10 protein-coding genes and 1 tRNA gene are annotated in these 19,173 nt (G+C 57.7%); 5 read left to right on the top strand and 6 right to left on the bottom strand.

Annotation, left to right across the window (positions count from 1 at the left end; all coding sequences use genetic code 11):
* Positions 1–121: 121 nt before the first annotated feature.
* Entirely contained in the window at positions 122–3,343 is a 3,222-nt protein-coding gene (locus WCA10_RS21530) for a VWA domain-containing protein (protein ID WP_472824586.1), read from the bottom strand.
* Positions 3,344–3,638: 295 nt separating this feature from the next.
* On the opposite strand from WCA10_RS21530, the gene WCA10_RS21525 reads away from it, so the two are divergent.
* From WCA10_RS21525 to WCA10_RS21515, 3 genes are all read left to right on the top strand, one after another.
* Positions 3,639–5,333, top strand: a complete 1,695-nt coding sequence (locus WCA10_RS21525) for a CRTAC1 family protein (RefSeq protein ID WP_472824585.1) — start codon at positions 3,639–3,641, stop codon at positions 5,331–5,333.
* A 104-nt stretch (positions 5,334–5,437) separates the two neighbouring features.
* Positions 5,438–7,984 (top strand): tetratricopeptide repeat protein, encoded by a 2,547-nt coding sequence (locus WCA10_RS21520; RefSeq protein ID WP_472824584.1) that lies wholly within the window; start codon positions 5,438–5,440, stop codon positions 7,982–7,984.
* Positions 7,985–8,368: 384 nt separating this feature from the next.
* Entirely contained in the window at positions 8,369–8,449 is an 81-nt protein-coding gene (locus WCA10_RS21515; RefSeq protein ID WP_472824589.1) for a DUF3309 family protein, read from the top strand.
* Positions 8,450–8,470: 21 nt separating this feature from the next.
* Here the strand turns inward: WCA10_RS21515 and WCA10_RS21510 are convergent, their stop codons facing one another.
* Positions 8,471–9,031 carry a KdsC family phosphatase gene (locus WCA10_RS21510; RefSeq protein ID WP_472824583.1) on the bottom strand — a complete coding sequence of 187 codons (561 nt, stop codon included), beginning with the start codon at positions 9,029–9,031 and terminating at the stop codon, positions 8,471–8,473.
* A gap of 315 nt (positions 9,032–9,346) precedes the next feature.
* On the opposite strand from WCA10_RS21510, the gene WCA10_RS21505 reads away from it, so the two are divergent.
* On the top strand, positions 9,347–10,360 hold the full coding sequence (locus WCA10_RS21505; protein WP_472824582.1) for an Abi-alpha family protein: 1,014 nt from the start codon (positions 9,347–9,349) through the stop codon (positions 10,358–10,360).
* 50 nt (positions 10,361–10,410) lie between these two features.
* On the opposite strand, the gene WCA10_RS21500 is transcribed toward WCA10_RS21505, so the two are convergent.
* From WCA10_RS21500 to WCA10_RS21485, 4 genes are all read right to left on the bottom strand, one after another.
* Positions 10,411–10,486: transfer RNA gene (locus tag WCA10_RS21500), tRNA-Lys, on the bottom strand.
* A gap of 411 nt (positions 10,487–10,897) precedes the next feature.
* Positions 10,898–13,477: a TonB-dependent receptor gene (locus tag WCA10_RS21495; protein ID WP_472824581.1), complete on the bottom strand. Its 2,580-nt coding sequence runs from the start codon at positions 13,475–13,477 to the stop codon at positions 10,898–10,900.
* 320 nt (positions 13,478–13,797) lie between these two features.
* On the bottom strand, positions 13,798–15,462 hold the full coding sequence (locus tag WCA10_RS21490; protein WP_472824580.1) for a carboxypeptidase-like regulatory domain-containing protein: 1,665 nt from the start codon (positions 15,460–15,462) through the stop codon (positions 13,798–13,800).
* 106 nt (positions 15,463–15,568) lie between these two features.
* Entirely contained in the window at positions 15,569–17,299 is a 1,731-nt protein-coding gene (locus WCA10_RS21485) for a GWxTD domain-containing protein (protein ID WP_472824579.1), read from the bottom strand.
* A 413-nt stretch (positions 17,300–17,712) separates the two neighbouring features.
* Here WCA10_RS21485 and WCA10_RS21480 point away from each other — a divergent pair, with 413 nt between their 5' ends.
* Complete coding sequence (locus WCA10_RS21480) at positions 17,713–19,083, top strand: efflux RND transporter periplasmic adaptor subunit (RefSeq protein WP_472824578.1); 1,371 nt, start codon at positions 17,713–17,715, stop codon at positions 19,081–19,083.
* The last annotated feature ends 90 nt before the right edge of the window (positions 19,084–19,173 follow it).

Here is a 19,173-nt window from a genome sequence, read left to right as displayed (position 1 = left end):
GCCCGCGCGCTCGATCAGCTGGAACCAGCCATCGCGCGGGCCATCGACGCCATCACTCCCCAAAACGCGCAGGCTTTCTTCCGGCACTGCGGTTACGGAGTACAGTAATTATGAAAATGCTCTAATGCTTCTGATTCTCAACCGCCTTATAGCCCAGGATCTTCATCGCCGAACCATACTTCTTGTAGTCCCGGAATTCGATGGTGTTCAGCACCGCCCGGCGATGACTCTGCCTGACGCGCAACTCGGCGCTGACGGGCATCAGGTAATCCTGTCCGTTGATGGAAACATAGTCGTAATCCACGCCCATGACAGTGGCCTCGGTCGGAAAACCCTTGGGAATATCCTCGGCCTGCAGGCTGATACGCCGGACGCTGTGCGTCGCGGCATCGACGAACACCTGGCCGCGGAATCCGACCATTATTTGCTGGTCATTCGATCCAACCACGGAGAACATCGAGTTCTGCTTCGCTACTTGGTAATCGAACACCTGCACGGTGCCGGAGCCCAAGGCATCCGTTTCCTTCCAGTGGAAATCGGCCTTTGCCGAAGGCGCGAATACCGCCTTCAACACTCCACCCAGTTCCCCGCCGGAAAGAGTGCTGTTCTTCTGCTTCAGCAAAGCGTCGCGGTCGGCAGTGCTGGGCTGGCCGTTAATCTCGAGCATAGTATGCGTCTCGGCCTTGTCGCGATACCGCAGCAGTTCCGCGATCGTGTCGCGATGCTTCCAGTTTCCGGCCCCGCTCGTGTCTACCGAGCGGTTCGTGACTTCCACGCACATGAAGTTAGGCAGAGAATCCATGTAGCTCACCGCTCGCGACCGCGCATCTTCAATGAGCTTTGCGACCTCTTCAGGTTCCGGCGGCGGCACAGGATTGGTCTCGGACGTAATGGCAAGGACCCCGCCGTAGGTATCGCTCGATTCGCTGCCGACCGTCAAATCGCCGACATCTCCGCCGCCATGACCTTCCGCTCCGGATGCGGACGCCGCGGCTGCGCTTCCCGCCATGTTGAACGATATCTCCTGCACCGCGGTCTTTCCACCCTGCGTCATGATTGCCTTCACGTTGTAGTCGCCAGGTGTCAGCGCTGCCCCTTTGAAGCTAGCCAGATACGGCACACTTCCCGCGGCTGGATCCAGTTTCAACGGCACGGGTACCCTTCGCCCAGGATGGCCGTTATGGCTGGCTTCCATCTCCAGGGTCGTCGGCCCACTCAATTTGGGATCCGGATGCAGGATGAAGAACAGCGACACGTTCTTCGAGCCCGCGGGAACAACGTCCACCAGGTTCGGCGTGATCTTTCCTTTTTCATACCGCATTGGCTCGAGCGGATCGTCGTTGTCATCGTTGATCGTGTCGACGCGCTTCACCAGCACAATGGGGCTCAGCGTTGGCGAGGGCTGCGATTGCGGAATTTCAAACACTGTGCGCTGCGCGCCGAACTTAAGGCCCTGCTCATCGTAAACAGCCGCTTCGAGCATGTATTGCCCAGGAATCGCAAGAAAATGCCGCTGCAGAATCATGCTCGCAGTGGGATCCGTGGCAAGCGACTCGACCGCACCGCGTTTGGCAATGTTTTCGCCAAAGTGCTCCACCACTGTGCCGTCCTTGTCCTTGATCTCAGCCACGATCGAAACATGCGCTGCGAAGAGATTGGTGCGCGTGTCCTTGTTTACCTGCAATGACGAGATCGGCACTTCAACGGCAACGGTGCTGGTGTTGCCGTCGGGCAAATTGCCAAACTGCAGCACCTTCGCGCGAAACTTCACGTCCTGGGGAAGATTTGACTGGTTGAAGAGCTTCAGCAGCGGCACTTCGAAAGGGCGGATTCCCGCTTCCGCTCCCGGCGCCAGGGCAAAATAGCCGGACTTCGTTTTGACGTCGAGTTTGGCATTGACCGGTTTCACGGCGACCGTTCGGAAAGATCCGTCGTAGTCCTGGATCGGCGGTATATATGTGGCCTGGTAGAACGTGGTCATATCGTGCAACATTTGTTCCAGCGGTCTCTTCACATTGTCCTGAGCGTCGATATAGAGGCCACCCGTGCCGGTCGCCATGTCGGCCAGAGGGTTCTTCGGCACGGTCATGTCTTTGAAGTCGAAGCCATTTCTCTGAAAGCTCGTCATCTGCGCGATGTCCTGCGCGGGTCCCCAATTCCCTCCTTGCGCGCTCTGAACTCCTTGAATCCCCTCCGGTTGTTCCTGCCTTATCGGTATAACCGACTGACTTCCGCCCGGTCCTGAGCCGATGACAATTGGAGCCGGATTGTATGGCTTCTGGCCGTTCATGAGGGCGTTCACCATTTGATTACGCCCCTGGCTGTTCATCGCATCCAGATCCACGATGTAAATGCCGACGCCTGCCTGGCCTGCTGCGCCGGTGATGACCTTCACCATCTCCTTGCCGGCAGAGTCTATCTGCATGTTTTGCGTGAAGTAGATGATCGATTTTCGCTGGGAGATTCTTTGCTGCGACCGGATCAAGGCCAGAAGTCCTGCGAAGTTGGGAAACGTGTGGTGATCCTGCATTTCCTTTTGCGCATCCTGAAGAGCGGCCAGCAGAGTTTGATACTCAGCGCGGGTTTTCAGGTCCACGTGCTTGCCGGAAGGATCGGCGCCGGTTTGCGCCACCGCAAGCAGATACTTTTGAGCGTCAGCTGCCGCCTGGGTCACCGAAGGATCTTCTGGATCCTTCCTTTGTACGAGGAGGCCGGTGTAGGTCAGTTCAATTTTGCGCGTTCGATCGACGGCTGCTTTTTCGGTGAGAGTCTTTACGGCGTCTGCTGCAGTTTTGTTATTAGTGAATCCCTGGATCAGACGCAAACGGCCAGGAACATCAAAAACCGTGTAATAGAAACCCTTGGAAGGCAGCGTCTTGAGAATCTTGAGGCCAATCGCTTGCGCAATTTTGGCCGCTGGTCCCGTGAAGTGATCGAAAACAAGGGTCACAAGCTCGTCTGATTCCGTATCTACGCCCTTCACGAGGCGAAATCCGGTGAGTTTGACCGGAGTATCGTTGTCGGTGACCACGAAATCTTCCGCTTTCATGTCGAGAATGGGCCTATGCTTTTTGTCCTTGACTACCATGTCCAGCGTGACTTCATTCGCGTTCGAACTGAGGGTGGGAATCTGCGCCGACGCATCGGCAGCGGGTTCGGTTGCGGACGACGCATCGGCAGCGGGTTCGGTTGCGGACGGCGTTGCGGTCGGGGCCGGTTGCGCGGGCGGCGTTTGTCCCAAGACCGCGGCTGCAGAAAGCACGAGCAGTGCGAGGGAGCACCAGCGCTGAGAGCGGCCATGGACACCATTGGGTGTCCGATCAAACCGATACGTTAAATCCATATAGAGCTGCCTGATTTCCCCACGCCGGCGTCTGCGGTGACTCTTCTGAGGTTTAGCTTGAAAAACCCATTTAGTTGAGCGTTTCAGCGACGAGCAGGTGCGGTTTTTTTTACCCAGCAATTCTACTCGCGCGAAGGCCTGATGCGCAGTAATCGAGAAGACGGCCATCGAAAGATTTCGAGCTATTTGTGTCCTCAAGTTCAATCCTGAAAGCGGATTTTCCGGGGCAAGAAATCTCTATCGCAACGTCAATTCGTGATAGTACAATCCATTCGATTCTCAGCTCCCTTCCTGTATGCGCAGTTCGCTCAATGCTTTGCGTCTCTCCTGCGCAGCCATCGGCGGCATCGCCTTCGTATTGCCCCTGGCCGGCCAGCAATCGGCCCCCGCGCCAATTTCATTCGAGCTCAAGCGGCTGCCGTTTCGGCTGAACAGCGACGAAAGTCCGGCCCGTAACGCTCCAGAGACGATGGCCGGCGGAGTTGCTGTGTTTGACTACAACGGGGATGGACGGCCCGACATCTTTTTCGCCAACGGCGCGCCGCTGTCGACCGTGAAAAAGAATGACCCCAAGTACTGGGATCGCCTCTACCGGAACGACGGCAACGGGGTGTTTACCGACGTGACGGAACAAGCCGGCGTGAAGGGCACGGGGTTTGACGTCGGGGTGGCGATCGGGGATTACGACAACGACGGCCATCCCGATATATACATTGCCGGCGTTCACGGCAACACCCTTTACCACAACAACGGGAATGGAACATTTACGGACGTGACGGAGAAGGCCGGTCTCGACGACTGGCATGACCCCCAATATGGACCGCTGTGGTCAGTGGCCGCGACCTGGGTTGACGTGAACAACGACGGACGGCTTGATCTTTTTGTTGTCGATTACATGCAGTGGGAGTACTCCGGCAAGCCGCTCTGCGTCATCGAAAATACTCCGGACTACTGCCACCCGCGCTTCTACAAGGGCACGCCCGACCGGCTCTTTCTGAACCAGGGTGATGGCACGTTCAAGGATGTATCGAGCGAATGGGGTATCCGCGAGCATGTGGGAAAGGGCATGGGCGTGGGTGTCGCCGACTATGACCTCGATGGCAAGCCGGATTTCTTTGTCACCAACGACTCGGAATACAATTTTCTCTTTCACAACCTGGGTAACAAGTTTGAAGAGGTCGCCTTTCAGGCAAATGTGGCGCTGCCCGAAGAGGGTGCCTTCATCTCCGGCATGGGTCTGGACTTCCGCGACTTTGACAATCGGGGATATCCGGGCATTGCGTACGTTGCGCTGAATAAGCAGACGTTTCCGCTACTGCAAAACAACGGCAAGGGAGAGTTTGTCGAAGTGACCGACAGCAGCGGTCTGGGTGCGGAGAGCCTGGGGATGGCGGGCTTCGGGCCGGCGCTCTACGACTTTGACAATGATGGATGGAAAGACCTGTTTGTAACACGGGGACATGTGTCGGCGACGCACCCCCCGGGGGCTAAGCCGAAACAGCCCAACACGGTTTTTCGGAACCTTGGCACGAGTGGAAAGTGGCAGGCGCTTACCGAGGCTGCCGGATTTGTGGACTCCACGGCCGCGCGGCATCGGGGATGCGGCCTGGGAGACTTCGATGGCGACGGCCGGATGGATATTGTTGTCAGTTCGATGGATGATAATGCCGAACTCTGGATGAACCGGAGCCCGGGCCATCATCACTGGCTGGACATCGCGCTCCAGGGCGTCAAGAGCAACAGGGACGGCATTGGAGCGCGGGTGAAGGTCGTGACCGAGGCGGGGACGCAGTACAACCACCAGACTTCCAGCGTTTGCTATGCGTCGTCGACGCTGGGCCCGGTACACTTCGGGCTGGGCGCGGACTCCGTTGCCCGGGGCGTCGAAATCACGTGGCCTAGTGGTGTTGTGCAGACGCTTAAGAACGTTCCCGCCGACCAGACACTGAAGGTGGTTGAGGGCGCTTCGGACGCGCCAGCGTTAAAATAGCTCACTTTTACCCCCCGAGAGAGATCTCCACGTTTGCGGCACAGATGTGAGCTATCTCACAGCAAACTCCTGCTCGCGTCCTTAAGAATCGACTGGGAGACCACATGCAACGGGAGTTGATCGGGACCGCCGCAATCCTGCTGGCTGCATTTTCAGGCTTTGGAGCCAGAGTGGCAGCCAAAGGCGCAGAGAAAGCCAATTCGCCCGCGGCCGCCGCAGTGTCCGCTTGCCTCAAACCCGTCCCCATGGACGAGCCAAACGCGGCTGGACAGGCGGCGATCGCGATCGATATTCCGGTCAACGGCACCATTTACCCTCCGGATCTTATCGCTCCCCAATTCGCATGGCGGGACAGCAACCCCGCAGCCACGGTTTGGCGGATCGAGATCGTTTTCGGCGAAAAGACGCGGTCGATCCAGATCTGGGCGGCGGGCGAGAAGATGCAGATTGGCCCTGTCGACGATACGCTTGTCGGCTATGTGCCGCCGACGCTCACGCCGGAACAAGCCGCGGATCACACCTGGCGCCCCGATCCCAAGACCTGGGAAGCGATCAAGAAGCACTCCGTGACGCAGCCGGCGAAGGTAGTGATCACTGGATTTGCGAGCAAAGATGCCGGCGAGCCGGTTTCGCGTGCGGAGGCAACGATTTCAACTGCGAAGGAGCCCGTCGGCGCACCTATTTTCTATCGCGACGTGCCGCTGATTCCGCCGAATCCCGACACCGAGCAGCGCGGCGTCATCAAGCCGCTTCCTGACTCCGTCCTGCCCAAAATCAAGTGGCAACTCCGCTACGTCAATCGGACCGAGAGCAAGGTCATGATGACCAATCTGCCCACCTGCGGCAACTGCCACTCGTTCTCGCGCGACGGCAAGACCATGGGGATCGACGTCGACGGCCCCGCCAACGACAAGGGGCTTTATGCGCTTGTGCCGCTCAGGAAGACCAGCATTATCTCCAACGACTATCTCATCCACTGGAGCGCGTTTTCTGAAGAGCATTCCCAGAAGCGCTTCGGCTTTATGAGTCAGGTTTCGCCAGACGGCAAATATGTTGTCAACTCCATCGACGTGCCGCATGCTCACGGCACCCGCGTGCTTGATCGCCTATACAACGGTTTCTACGACAACTATGGGTTTGGCCAGGTCTTCTATCCCACGAGGGGCGTTCTGGCCTGGTACAGCAAAGAGACAGCCACACTGAAGCCGCTGCCCGGCGCCGACGACCCCAACTTCGTCCAGACCTCGGCGTTCTGGAGTCCCGATGGGAAGTACCTCATTTACTCCCGCGCCAGCGCCCGTGATCCTTATCCGCAGGGCTACAAGCGCTCAACCTACGCCAACGATCCCAATGAGACGCAGATCCAGTACGACCTCTACAAGATCCCGTTCAACAACGGCAAGGGCGGAAACCCCGAACGCATCGTCGGCGCCTCAGAAAACGGAATGAGCAATAATTTTCCAAAGGTCTCGCCCGACGGCAAGTGGATTGTCTTTGTCGAATGCAAGAACGGTTTGCTGATGCGTCCCGACAGCAAGCTGTTCATCGTTCCATTCGAAGGCGGCGAGGCGCGACCCCTCGAGTCAAACCTGGCGCGGATGAACTCCTGGCATACGTTCAATCCGAACGGCCACTGGCTCGCATTCTCATCGAAGAGTCCTTCGCTTTACACGCATCTTTATCTCACGCACATCGATGACCAGGGCCACGCAAGCCCACCGGTGGTTGTCGAGAACGCCACCGCCGCCAACCGCGCTGTGAATATTCCCGAGTTCCTGAATATCGGTCCTGACGATCTCGATCACATCGAGACGCCGGCAATCGACTTCTATCGCGAATTCGACCTTGCACAGCAACTCCAGGATGCGCACAAATTCTCAGATGCCGTGCCTGCCTGGAAAGTAGCCGCCGACAAGGACCCCACGGACGCGCGCCCCTGGAACAATATGGGGGTTGCGCTTGCCGCCAGCGGCAAAACCAGCGACGCGATCGATGCCTATGGCAAATCGCTCGCGATGAACAACGACAGCTCGCAAACGCACAACAATCTTGGCAGCGCACTGGCTGAAGCAGGCCGCTTCGACGACGCCATGATGCACATCCGGAAGGCGATCGAACTCGATCCCGACAACGGCGCGGCCCACATCAATCTCGGCCATCTGCTGGAAGTCACAGGACATCGATCTGAAGCCATCGAGCAGCTCACGCTCGGCACCCAGATTGCGCCCAAGAATCCCGAGGGTCACAACATCTACGGTGTCATCCTGGCGCGCGAGGGCAAACTCGACGAAGCCATCACTGAACTTCAGATGGCGGTTGCGCTCGCACCGGGCTCTGCCGAGTGCCGGTTCAACCTCGGCCGCGCCTATGCGGCAGCCAGCCGGTTTGCGGATGCCCTGCCGCAGTTCGAGGCCGCAGCAAAGATCACTGCCAACCATGAGCCTGCCATCCTGCAGATGCTGGCCGCGATGTATTCCGAAACCGGCAACTACGCGCAGGCCGTGTCCACAGCGCAGCACGCCCTCGACCTGGCCGAAAAGCAACAGAACGCCGAACTCACTACCACTCTCCGCGCCAATGTAGCCCGGTATCAGCACCAGGCAGGCGCAACTACTGCCCCTTCAGACTCCCAGAGTTCGCCTAATCCCTGAGTTGCCGATATCTCCTTAATCCCCCGATTTGCATTTGGCGTTCCGGCGCGGTTCCCAATCGGTCAAACTGCAAAGGCCAATGTAGACCCAACGCTATATATGCCGTGGCCGTCAGGTTGGTCAGAATCGCACTTCGGTACTACACGGCTGTGAACATGACGAAAGACGTACTGTGTCGAGACCGAGAATTGCCAATTTCAGGATGACGGTACCACGCAGGAGGCAGGGATTGCAGGTTTCAGAGGCGAGTCTGGCGCACTCGACTCACAGTGCTCCATTGTGAACAGACAACCGTCTTGGTCGCTCTTAGGATCATGTGCAGGGAAGAAGTGGGACAGTCGTTCCAAGGGCGAGTCCGCTTCCTCTTGCGAGTGAGGTTACAACATGGAAACAATTCTGATTGTTCTGCTGGTGCTTTTTCTTCTCGGAGGCGGGGGATGGGGATATACGCGGTGGCGGCGCTAACGCGGTGGCGCGGTCAATCGCTCAAGCCAAGGCTAAAGGGATTGCCTCTTCCCATCGCCCCTGTGCCTTCAGAATGAGTTCGACCACCTCGCGGGCAGCCCCGCTACCGCCTCGGCTCCTGGTCACATAGTGGCTGATTGCCTTGAGTTCGGGGGCTGCATTGGACACGGCAATCGCCAATCCGACACGCCTGGCCACCGGAATGTCAGGCAGATCGTCTCCCATGTAGGCTACCTCGTCCTCTTCTACTTGAGCCTTGCGCGTGCATTCCTCAAAAGCTGCCGTCTTGTCGGCCTGCCCGAGATACACGAAGTCCACGTGCGATTCTTCGGCGCGTTTGGAGACCGCCGGAGAATGCCGCCCGGTGATGAAGCCGGTCTTGATTCCCATGGTGTGCGCGAGCTTCAATCCCAGACCATCTCGCGAGTTGAAGACTTTCATCTCGGCCACGCCGCCGTTTTGAGGAAGCGATATAAGGCAGACTCCACCGTCTGTGAGCGTGCCGTCAATATCCATTAGAAAAAGCTTGATCTTCCTGGAGCGATTGAGCAAAGCGGATCGGGTGAGAGGACCATCTGGCATAAGACCGATCTTATCGCACCTCAAAAACGAAAAGCTTTATATCAGTCACATAGACCTGCATTGGACAAAAGGTGTGTCCTCTTGAGAGCCGTCCCAGATCGCCGACTCCTGATGGCCCGCGTCGGCCGAGCCAAGCCGTGACGAACGTACCCAAGCTCTGTTCCGCGGTTGCTGAAAAACAAGGTTTTGCGCGTTAAGATGTCCAGTTAGAATCCGCATACGCGCAACGGCGCACAGTGAAGTGCATCGGAGCGGACGAGCCTGTCAGGGACGCGCCCTCTCGTCGCTAATGCGCGATCCTGGAACGGAGACAGCATGAAATCCCTGAGAGATGTACTCGAAAAGCTCTCGCGTGCGGATTCCAAAAGAGCGGAACGGCGACCGGCACATGGATTCGTCGCCCACCATTGGAGTGGCACTGCCGCCCGCCGGGACGACATCAAGGACATCAGCTCCACCGGGCTCTATCTCCTCACGGATGAACGCTGGCTCCCGGGCACCGTGGTTTCGCTCACGTTGCAGATGAAGAGTCCCCTGGAAGAAATCTCTGAGCGCCGGATCACCGTGCAGGCCAAGGTCGTTCGTTGGGGAGACGACGGCGTAGGTTTCTCGTTTATTTTGCCTGATGACTCCGAAGCACGCCCTTGGAAGTTTCTACTGGAGAGCGCGGCAGAGCAATCGGAGCCGAATGGCGTTCTGGACCTCGCACGCCTTGCCAACGCTATCGCCCTCCTGAGTCGCCTCTGGCCTCAAGGAGCAAAGCACGTAGCACAACTGGTTTATGGCGGGCTGACAAGGGCAAGAGTGGCAAATGCCGTGGAGATTCTGCTTAAAGCAGAAAGCATGCTGCCACCCGATTTCAGCACCGAAAGCATAGGCGCTCGGCCCGGCCTCGTTTTGAAGGTTCTTCAATTCGGCTCATGGGCAGACGAGCGCTGGATTCAGCAACTCTGGGCGGGACTCCTCGTTTCATCCTGCACTGTTCCCCAAAAGGACGATTCGAATGAGGCCTTCGCGGACCTTCTCGGAAAGCTCGCCACTGTTCATGTCCGCATTTTGAAATTTGCGTGCGTACGGGTCGGCGCTCTTCGATCTGAATCCGGGGCGGCGGTGACGGAACCCGTGATCTGCGGACGAGAAGAGATCATGGAGATTGCAGCATCGCGCGAACTTCTTCGGATCGAACGCGATCTCGATCATTTGTATGGCCTTGGACTGCTGGAAAGACGTGCTTCAACCGCATCGACTTCAACCCACTACGCCGCGGATATCACCCCCAGCGTCCTGGGCCTGCAGCTATACGATCGCTGCAAGGGCTCTCTCGGCTAACTTCGTTGACGCCGAGGGCGCGTCCTAAGGGGAGTCGAATATCGATGGGTTGGTGGACGCGGAAGGAATCGAACCTTCAACCTGTCGGTTAAGAGCCGAATGCTCTGCCAGTTGAGCTACGCGTCCAGAAGTGAAATACGCCTCTCTGCGGGTGCAGTTAGCGCGGGTCAGGCAAAGAAATCCTCAACTGATCCTTCAAAAATATAACACAGCGAGAGGTCGTCTCCAAAAGCGCCACTCTCGTGGGTGATTATCGGTCTGCAGGTTTCTGAGAGTTTCTGCACGTTCCGAGCCGCCAAGTTTGAGGAGAATCAGGTTGGCAGCGGCGTGTTCGCCTCTAACCTGCATCACGCATTCGGGTTGTTCTCCCCTTCCCCCGGCGATTGCTGCGCTCGCCGCAATATTGCGGCCGGGGTCTCTGCAAAGTGCCCCTGCAAAAACGAGAGATCCTCCGGCAAGCGCACCTAAGGAAAACGCGCCTGTCGAGAGACCCTCTTGACGGACATCGCAAATTAACTCATGCACGAGCCGGTGAACTTACTTCTCGCGCCGAATCAAACCCATCTGGAACGTGATCATCACGCTGCGACCGGGAAGGAGCTGCAGCTGATCGCTGCCGCTCGGAGTAAACGGCACAGTGGAGGTTCCGCTCACACCGGGGGCAAGCGAAACCACATCGTGGAAGTCAAACAGGTTGTTCACGCTGAGCTTGATCTTGGAGCCATCGAGAAGCGAGTTCCTGCGCATCGTGTAATTCAGGAAGAGATTATTCATCCAGAATGAATCGAGCTGCGTCGCCTCGTGGATCGATCCGTTGTCCATCCAGCGCGGACCGATCTGCTTGTTGAAGAAACCGAGATCCCAATTCTTGTCCTGGTAGGTCGCGCCAGCGCCGACGGTATAATTCGGCGCGGCCGCCACCCATTGCTCAGGAGTAGGCGCGAGCACTGTCCCATTGGCTAGCGTCCCTCCTGCGAAGGCTTCATATTTGGCCTGTCCCGCGGTGCCGTTGAAGTTGAAACTCAACCCGTGGGCCACAAACAGGTTGCCTTCCGCCTCAAATCCCGTCGTGTTTGATGCAGGGGTGGCGTAATAGTAGGAGTCGCCGAAGTCGGGCTTTGTGTTATCTGTGACCTTGTAGCTGCCGTAGGCGTTCTCGAAGTGAATGTGGTAGACGTCGGTGTCAAAACTGAGGTGGTTGAGCTTGACCACCGTGCCGCCCTGGAAGGTCGTGGCAACGGTCGGCTTCGGTGTTACCGCGACCAAAGCGCCCGTCACGTCGAAAATCGCGCTGGGAGGGATCTCACTGCCCCGGCCGTACTGACCATACACCGACCAGTTGCTGGCGATGCGGTAGTTGGCCTCAAACGACGGCAAAATGTTGTTGTAGTAAGCGCTGTGCTTCGTTGAGACGCCAGCGCATCCCGCGATGGTGGTCGAAGTGCATCCCAGGTTTCCCACAACCTTGCCGTCGGCGAGCTGAGTCAGGTCCATTGTGTAAAGCGCACTCTTCACACCGGCGGTAATCGTCCACCTGGGAATCGTAACCAACTGATACTCGATATAAGGCTGAGCGGAGTTGGTTTTGAAATACTCGTGGAAGCGCAGGTTCTTCAGCAGAGGGGAATCCACCCAGGTGCGAGGATCGCTGTTTTGCTGGTAGCGGTTGGTAGTGGTGTATTCGTACCACGCACCAATGCGGAACACTCCGAAGTGAGACGCCTGGCTCAAGGTGGTGATTTCGCCGCCGCGATTGTACTGGTTCAGCTTGTCCACAGCGCTATGGTCACTGACTGCGACCTCGTGCAGCGAATCCTGGCTTTGGTCCTTCTGGAGGTGCTGGTGATTCGAGTAGGAGTAGCTGTAAGGCTTTGTCTCAAACCTCCACCCGTGCCCGAATTCCTTTCCGAACGTGATGATGTCGAAATCGGTCGGAACATGATAGGTGTAGTTCCTGTAGTACATCGAGTTGTACGTGCCATCCGCATTCAGCCGGTTGCCGTCCATGGTGTAGTTCAAACCATGGTCGGCGATCTGCTGCCGCGTGGGATCGCTATCAGGGGTATTGCTATCTACCAGCACGATCGTGCTGATGAGCGTCAGATAGGTTTTATCGGAGAACTTGTAGTTGAACTTCGCAGTACCGGCGGTGCGCTGCTGGTCGTTGAATGTCTGGTAGCCGTCAGAACTGTTGTGGTGTCCCTCAAACCAGAAGTTCGCCTTGGGGTTCTTGCCTCCGAAGAGCCCGGAGTTGAACTCGCCCAAGATCTGGTTCGTGTTGAAAGATCCATAAGACTCGGAGACCTTGAACGTCCTTGCCGGCCCCATCTGAGGCGAGAACATGTGAATTGAACCCGCAAAGTTGGTCGGACCTACATCAGATGCCGTACCGGGGCTGCGGTCGAAGTCCACGTAGCTGATCGCGGGTGCTGGAACATACGCCCACGAGTGATGCGTGGGATCGTTCGAATCCTGGAAGGGCACGCCATCCCAGGTCATGGTGAAAGCGCCGTCGGAGAATCCACGGAACCAGGTCTTCGACTGACCGTTGCCGACACCATTAGTGGCGTAGCTCACGGTGCCCGGAGCCGCCTGCGTGATGTCCGCGAAATCGGTCACCGGCGATGTGTACTCGCGAATGTACTGGCTGGTGATCTCGCTGCGAGGAGATGCCATATCGAGCAGGGCCTTCACCGGGGCCATCTGTGCAGCAATCGACGTGTCCGCTTCCGATTCCACCGTCACCTCTTCCGAGACGGAAGCGACAACCAGCGATACGGAAAGCTTCGTTGCCTGATCGGCAGCGACCACCACGTTTTCGCGGCGGTTGGTGCCAAAGCCGGATGAAGAGGTCTCCACCGCGTAGGTTCCAGCCGGCAGGCCGGTCACTAAATATTTGCCATCCGGTCCACTTACCGCAGTGCGTACCACGGCCGAGGGACTTGCCACTGCAACGGAGGCACCCTGCACTGCCTGCCCGCGCGGATCGAGAACCACTCCTTGAATCGAACCTGTACCACTTTGCGCGTACAAGCTGCTCATGCCGGTGATGAGAACCACCAGGCACACAAATACGGTCGTGGCTGTGCGCCACTTTTTCACACTTCTGCTGTTCACTTGAACTGCCTCCAAATCAATGGGCGTACAAAGCTTGTTCGGGGTTACAAGAGAATCTGGGTAGGATTACTGCACTTGAATTTAGGGAGGAATTGTGAATAGCCATTCACAGGACTGTTAAAGTTCTTTAACAACATGACACATGAATGACAAGCGCAAAGTCGATCGGACCCCAATTTCGGGCAGGCGGACTTTTCGACATAAATCCACTATCGCTTTAGTGAAAAAGTGAAAAAGTGAATTAGTGAATGAGTGAAACAAGTGAGAAGTGAAGTGGAGACTGTTGAGCGACTTTCGGGGAGTCGAATCGGCGAGTTCGCCTAGAACGTGAAGGCGACGCCTGCCCCGATGCTGCGCTGATCCTGCGCGAACACCACCACTCCGCCATTGAGCAGATATGGCCGGTATCCTTCGGCGAGCAGGTTATTCACATCCAGCAGTGCCTCGATATTCAGGCGATCGTGGTGCGTTGCGATCGGCTGGCCCAGATGCAGATTCAGATACGGCTTGATTGCTCCGACGGAAAACGGCGCGATCGGCGTCACCGTGTCGGCCGGTTGCCAGCGGTAGCTGGCATGCCACCGCGTTCCCGTTCCGTCGAGCGTGCCTGAAAGCGATATGGCATACATCTGCGCGTGATGCGGCCGTGCCGCGCTGAATACCTGGCTGAGCGAGGTCGGATGGACGATCGCCGGCATCACCAGCGCATCGCCGTCGGCGTAGCTCATGCGGATGAGGCTGCCACCCGCCATGCGATGCTCGACTGCGGCCATGAATCCGGCGCTCGCAAAACTCTGACCTGCACCGCGCATCAGGCCGCTGGTGGGATCGCTCAACACCCCATCGCCTGCAACCGCGCGCCCGCTCGCCTCGATCACCGGATTTTCAAGCCGATCTGAATACACCAGGAAGGACACGCCCGAAGCATCGGTCCGCCGCATCCAGCCGATCTCCTGGTGCAGTCCGTGCTCCAGTGCCAACTGGCCGTCACGCATCGAAATGCGAGGCAGATAGTATCCCGCACGCGATTCATCCTCATTCGCAGAAACCGCCGCGGTGGCCATGCGGTAGCTCACCGTCGAATTTCCCGCGCGCCAGGCCACAGTTGCGAATGGCAGCGCCGCGAGAATCGTGTTCGGCGAATCCTGGGTGAAGCGGGCCATCACTTGCTGCGCTCCCGCGTCGATTTCAAATTCGTCGCCAAGATTGATGGTCTCGGAACTGCGGAGCGCCGCTTCGTCCAGACCTTCGCCGCCTGATCCCTCGATCACAGGATGGATCGAAATCGCCGCCATCGACTCAACGGACCCCGCAAATCCAAGATCCTGGCGGAAGCCCAGCATTGATTCCATGCCGGCATCGGTATTCGGTGCGAAGTCAACCCGCGCCAGCAGTTCCCGGCTGTTTGACGGCGTATCTTCCACGCTGGCGGTAAACCGCTCGCCGCTCTCGCCAAACGTACCGTTCTGTCCCGTCGCCATCAGCCGGGCTTTCAGTTTCGGCCGCCCCCCCGGACGATCCGATACCACGACGAGCGGCCCATCCTCAAGCCAGCGCAGCAAAGGACGATTGGCCGCGGAACGCAGCGTCCACTCCCAATCGTCTTTCCTGGCATTCGCCGACCGCGGCTCTGTCGGCAACCACTGCATCACCTCGTACAGGGTGTTCAGGGTCAGGTTCACAATGGTAGTGGCGCGAACCCGCACGTTCTCGCGCAGCGACGGCAGGAACGACGCGCCCATCGCCTTGACGGCGTATTTGCCGGGAAAGATGTCTTTGAAAGTAAATTCGCCTTTGCTGCCGGTGTAGACCGCGGCAGTCACGCTCATATCGGGCCGCAACAACTGCACCACGACGCCGATCTGGGGAACACCGCTGGAATCGCGCACCACGCCGGAAACCGAACCGGGCAAGGCGGCGCGGAGCGGCACGGACGCCACAACGAATAGCGCGATCATGGAAACGAGATGGAGCCTGCGCATCATCACTCGTATTAGTGACCCGGCGGCGTCCTGGCTTAAGTCCTGGGAATCAAGTGCCCGCAGGTTTCCCGATCTGATGCCGGTTAACCGAATTTGCGGGGCCTTCGTACTATTCCACGACAAAAGGTGCCGATTGCGCAATCTCTTGTTTCGAGATTTCGTCATTTATTTTGATCGTCACCTTATATCTGCCCGGTTGCAGGCCAGCCATCGGCAGCGTTTTTTCCACCGTTAACTGGTCACTGTGTTCGCCAAAGTCTTTGGAATCTTGCTCTTTCTCAAAGACGACCGTGTTCGTTTTGGTGTCGATTATCTGGTAGGTTACCTTCGCTTCATTGCTTTTGGTCTGGTCGTTAATTCCCAGGTTGTAGACCTGCATCCAGAAATTCAGGTCCTGGTCGCGTTTGTAGCTGACCGGCGTGGCCGGATTCTGCGTCACGCGCGGGCAGACATGGATGTTGCCAATGACGCAACTGCCCTGGCCGATGTCGTGCGAACTGACCGGATAGATTTGATCGGCCAGAATGAGAGACGAAGTGCCGAGCTTTTCGTCATGATACGAGGGCACTTCGAGACTTCTTCCGTAGACCCCGATGTGATCTGGATTATTGACATCCTTGATGGCGATATCGAGCCGGTACAGCCCTGGAAGAAGCGGTACCGCCTTCCAGTATATGGACTTGCGGTCCAGCGACTTCTGCAGCAACTCGGCGGGCTGTTCCACTTCCACAGTGTCTTCGAACGTCTGAACCGTTTTGTGCGTAAGGGTCGTCACCTTGCCCAGGATGTTGACGACACCCTTCGCAACGCCGTCCTTTGTCACAAACGTGATATCGCGATTCCTGATCTGGACCGTCACCGGCACCAGCACGGTGCTTGAGGTGACCTTTACGAAATCTGTACGCACATCGAAGGGAAAGACTGGCCCCGAGAGCAATTTGTGCTCGCTCATCGCGCTTTCCAGGTCGTGGAATTTGATCGGTGGAGGAGCGAACAACTTGGCAGCCAATTCGATCCGGTCAAATTCCTTCGACTGGTTCTGGCTGGCCATCGGTCCGGCACCGAGGTTCTCAAAGCCTCCCTTGAACCTGTCGGCCTTTTTGGCCATGCCCATCTCTTCCCACTGCGTCAGGCCGGCGCCGGGAACCTTCGCCAGGGCGTCCTTTTCGCTGCGATCGATGGTGAAGTGGTAGTCGCCGCACTGGCAGGTATCCACAAACTCAATATCGATGTTGTCGCCAATACCTTCGAGATACCGGTAATGCCAGACTTCGAAGGGAAACGTTGAAGTTTCGCCGCCCCCTTCGTCAATTGGCCGCTGGTACGATCCGCCCGAGGGATGAGATTCAGTGGAATCCGGCGGGCCAAACGCAATATAGATGTGCCCACGATCCGTCTTCCAACCCGGCTTTCCGGCGGCAAAGTGGTCATTCGCATACTGAATGCGCCGGTAGTGTTCTTCACGGAATTCGTTGTCGGAAGAGTCGGGATTGGGATTGCGCCGCAGCCAGAACTGCTCGATGAAAGCTTCGCGCTCCTCGTCGTTGCCCAGGTTCTTGAACGCCTTCCGCTCTTCATCGGTAATGATGTAGGCCACATCCTGATCGAGCCAGGTCTTATAGGCGCCTTTCAACTCCTGGCGGACTTCTTTTTGCGCCTTGAACTTCTCTTCATCCGAGCGCTCGCGCTTCAATGGGTCTGGCCCCTGATCCTGGTCGGAGGCGGGTCGGGCCTGCAAGGACGGGTCCGTCGCTTGCTGTGCTTGAACCCCGAGGGTGGGAACTACGATTAGGCCGCAGCCGAGTGCGACAAAGAGGATCGAACGGCCATTGAAATTCATTGCGTCTGAAACTCCCTACAGTGCCTTATTCTACGGTTCGGAAAGAGTCGGAGCAAGGCTTGATGCGCCTGTCGCTGCCGATTGGACGACCGGGTAACCATTAGGTCACCTCCAAAAGACCGCTTTCCCCATGAAAGCACCGCGAATTCCGAGACAAACAGCCCGCCTCGCCCGTCAGATAGAAATAACGCAATCTTCTCTGGAACTGACTGATTGTCCACCATGGCCGAGTTCGGAACTCAAGCTGGCAAGGTGCCGCCTCTGACGCCTGGGATTATTTAAGCCCAACGCCGAACGATCGCACTCTGTACGTTTTTGAATCGTGTCGGATGTAAATTTGACACTCTTCGGGAACCGGATGGGAAGGTTTTGCGTAGAATTGAATCGGAGCTTCCTGGAGTCGTACAGCGCCCATGAAAAAGATTCTTTTGATCGTTTCTGCCGTTATTGTGGCTATCGCTCTTGTTGCCGTCTTCGTTGTCAAGCAGCAGTCGGGCTACACCAAGGTTCTCACCGCCAAGATCCATCGCGAGAATCTTGCAACCATCGTCAGCGGCACCGGCCAGATCAAGCCCAAGACCTACGCCGTCATCGGCTCCACCGCTGAGGGACGTATCACTCATCTCTACGCGAAGGAAGGGGATCACGTAAAGAAGGGAGAGGTCGTCGCCGAAGTCCAGAATGTGGGGCAGGAAGCGCAGGTTAGCGGCCAGCAAGCCGCCATCGACGCGGCCAAAACCGACATTGCTTCCTACATTGCGGCCGAGAAGACCGCCGAAGCCAACGTCGAGCATGCCCAGGCCGATCTCGAACAGAAGAAGCTCGACTGGGACCGCGCGCAGAGTCTTTACAAGGCCGGCATCATGGCCAAGCAGGACTACGACGCCAAGAAGGCCGCCTATGACACCGATATGGCCTCGCTGGCGCAGGCTGTGGCAGGTGTCAACCAGGCCAAGGCCAACACCGCTTCGGCGCGTGGCCACCTCGGCACGCAGGTTGCGACGTTGCGTTCCTACCAGAACGCCCTGAGCCTGACCGAAGCTACTGCGCCCTTCGACGGCGTGGTGACGGATGAGCCGGTACGCGAAGGCGAGACGGTCGTGCCGGGCATCCAGAACTCCAATGGTTCCACGTTCATGACCATTGCCGACATGAGCATCGTCACCGCGGAAGTGAAGGTGGACGAGACCGACATCGTCAACATCAAGACCGGACAGCCCGCCGAAGTGAGCGTCGATGCCATTCCCGGCAAAACGTTCAAAGGCCATGTAACGCTGGTGGGCGATCAGGCGCTGCTCCGCTCCACCGGCGTGGCGACATCGCAGTCCACGACCGGCACGGAAGAGGCGAAGGACTTCAAGGTCGTTGTGACGCTTGATAAACCCAGCGACGAGCTCAGGCCCGGACTATCCACGACGGCCAAGATCACGACTGCATCGAAATCGAATGTACTGTCGCTGCCCATTCAGGCACTCACCATGTACACGCCACCGGCTCCGGCGAGCAACGGAAACGTCGAAGCGGCCTCCACTTCGTCCAGCCCGAAGGCGCCTCCGGTGCAGGGCGTATACGTCGTCGAAAAAGATGCACACGGAAAACAGCGCGCCAAGTTTGTCCCCGTAACCACGGGCATTACCGGTGCGACCGATATCGAGATCCTCAGCGGCCTTCATGAAAACGACGAAGTCGTCATCGGTCCCTACAAGACCCTGCGCGTGCTGAAGAACGGCGCGCTCTTGAAACGCGATACATCCGTTCCGGCTACCCCGGCGTCGACGACCTGACGCCAGGGAGCGGGCAGGGGTGCACGTCAAACGAAGTTTCCGCAGGGTGCGTCAGTACAGGCAGAAAAGGATACCGTTCTCATGGCTCTG

The sequence above is a fragment of the Occallatibacter sp. genome, from assembly GCF_049582745.1.
GTDB lineage: Bacteria > Acidobacteriota > Terriglobia > Terriglobales > Acidobacteriaceae > Telmatobacter.
Note: the sequence above shows the minus strand (reverse complement) of the source record. Positions and strands in the feature narration are given on the sequence as shown.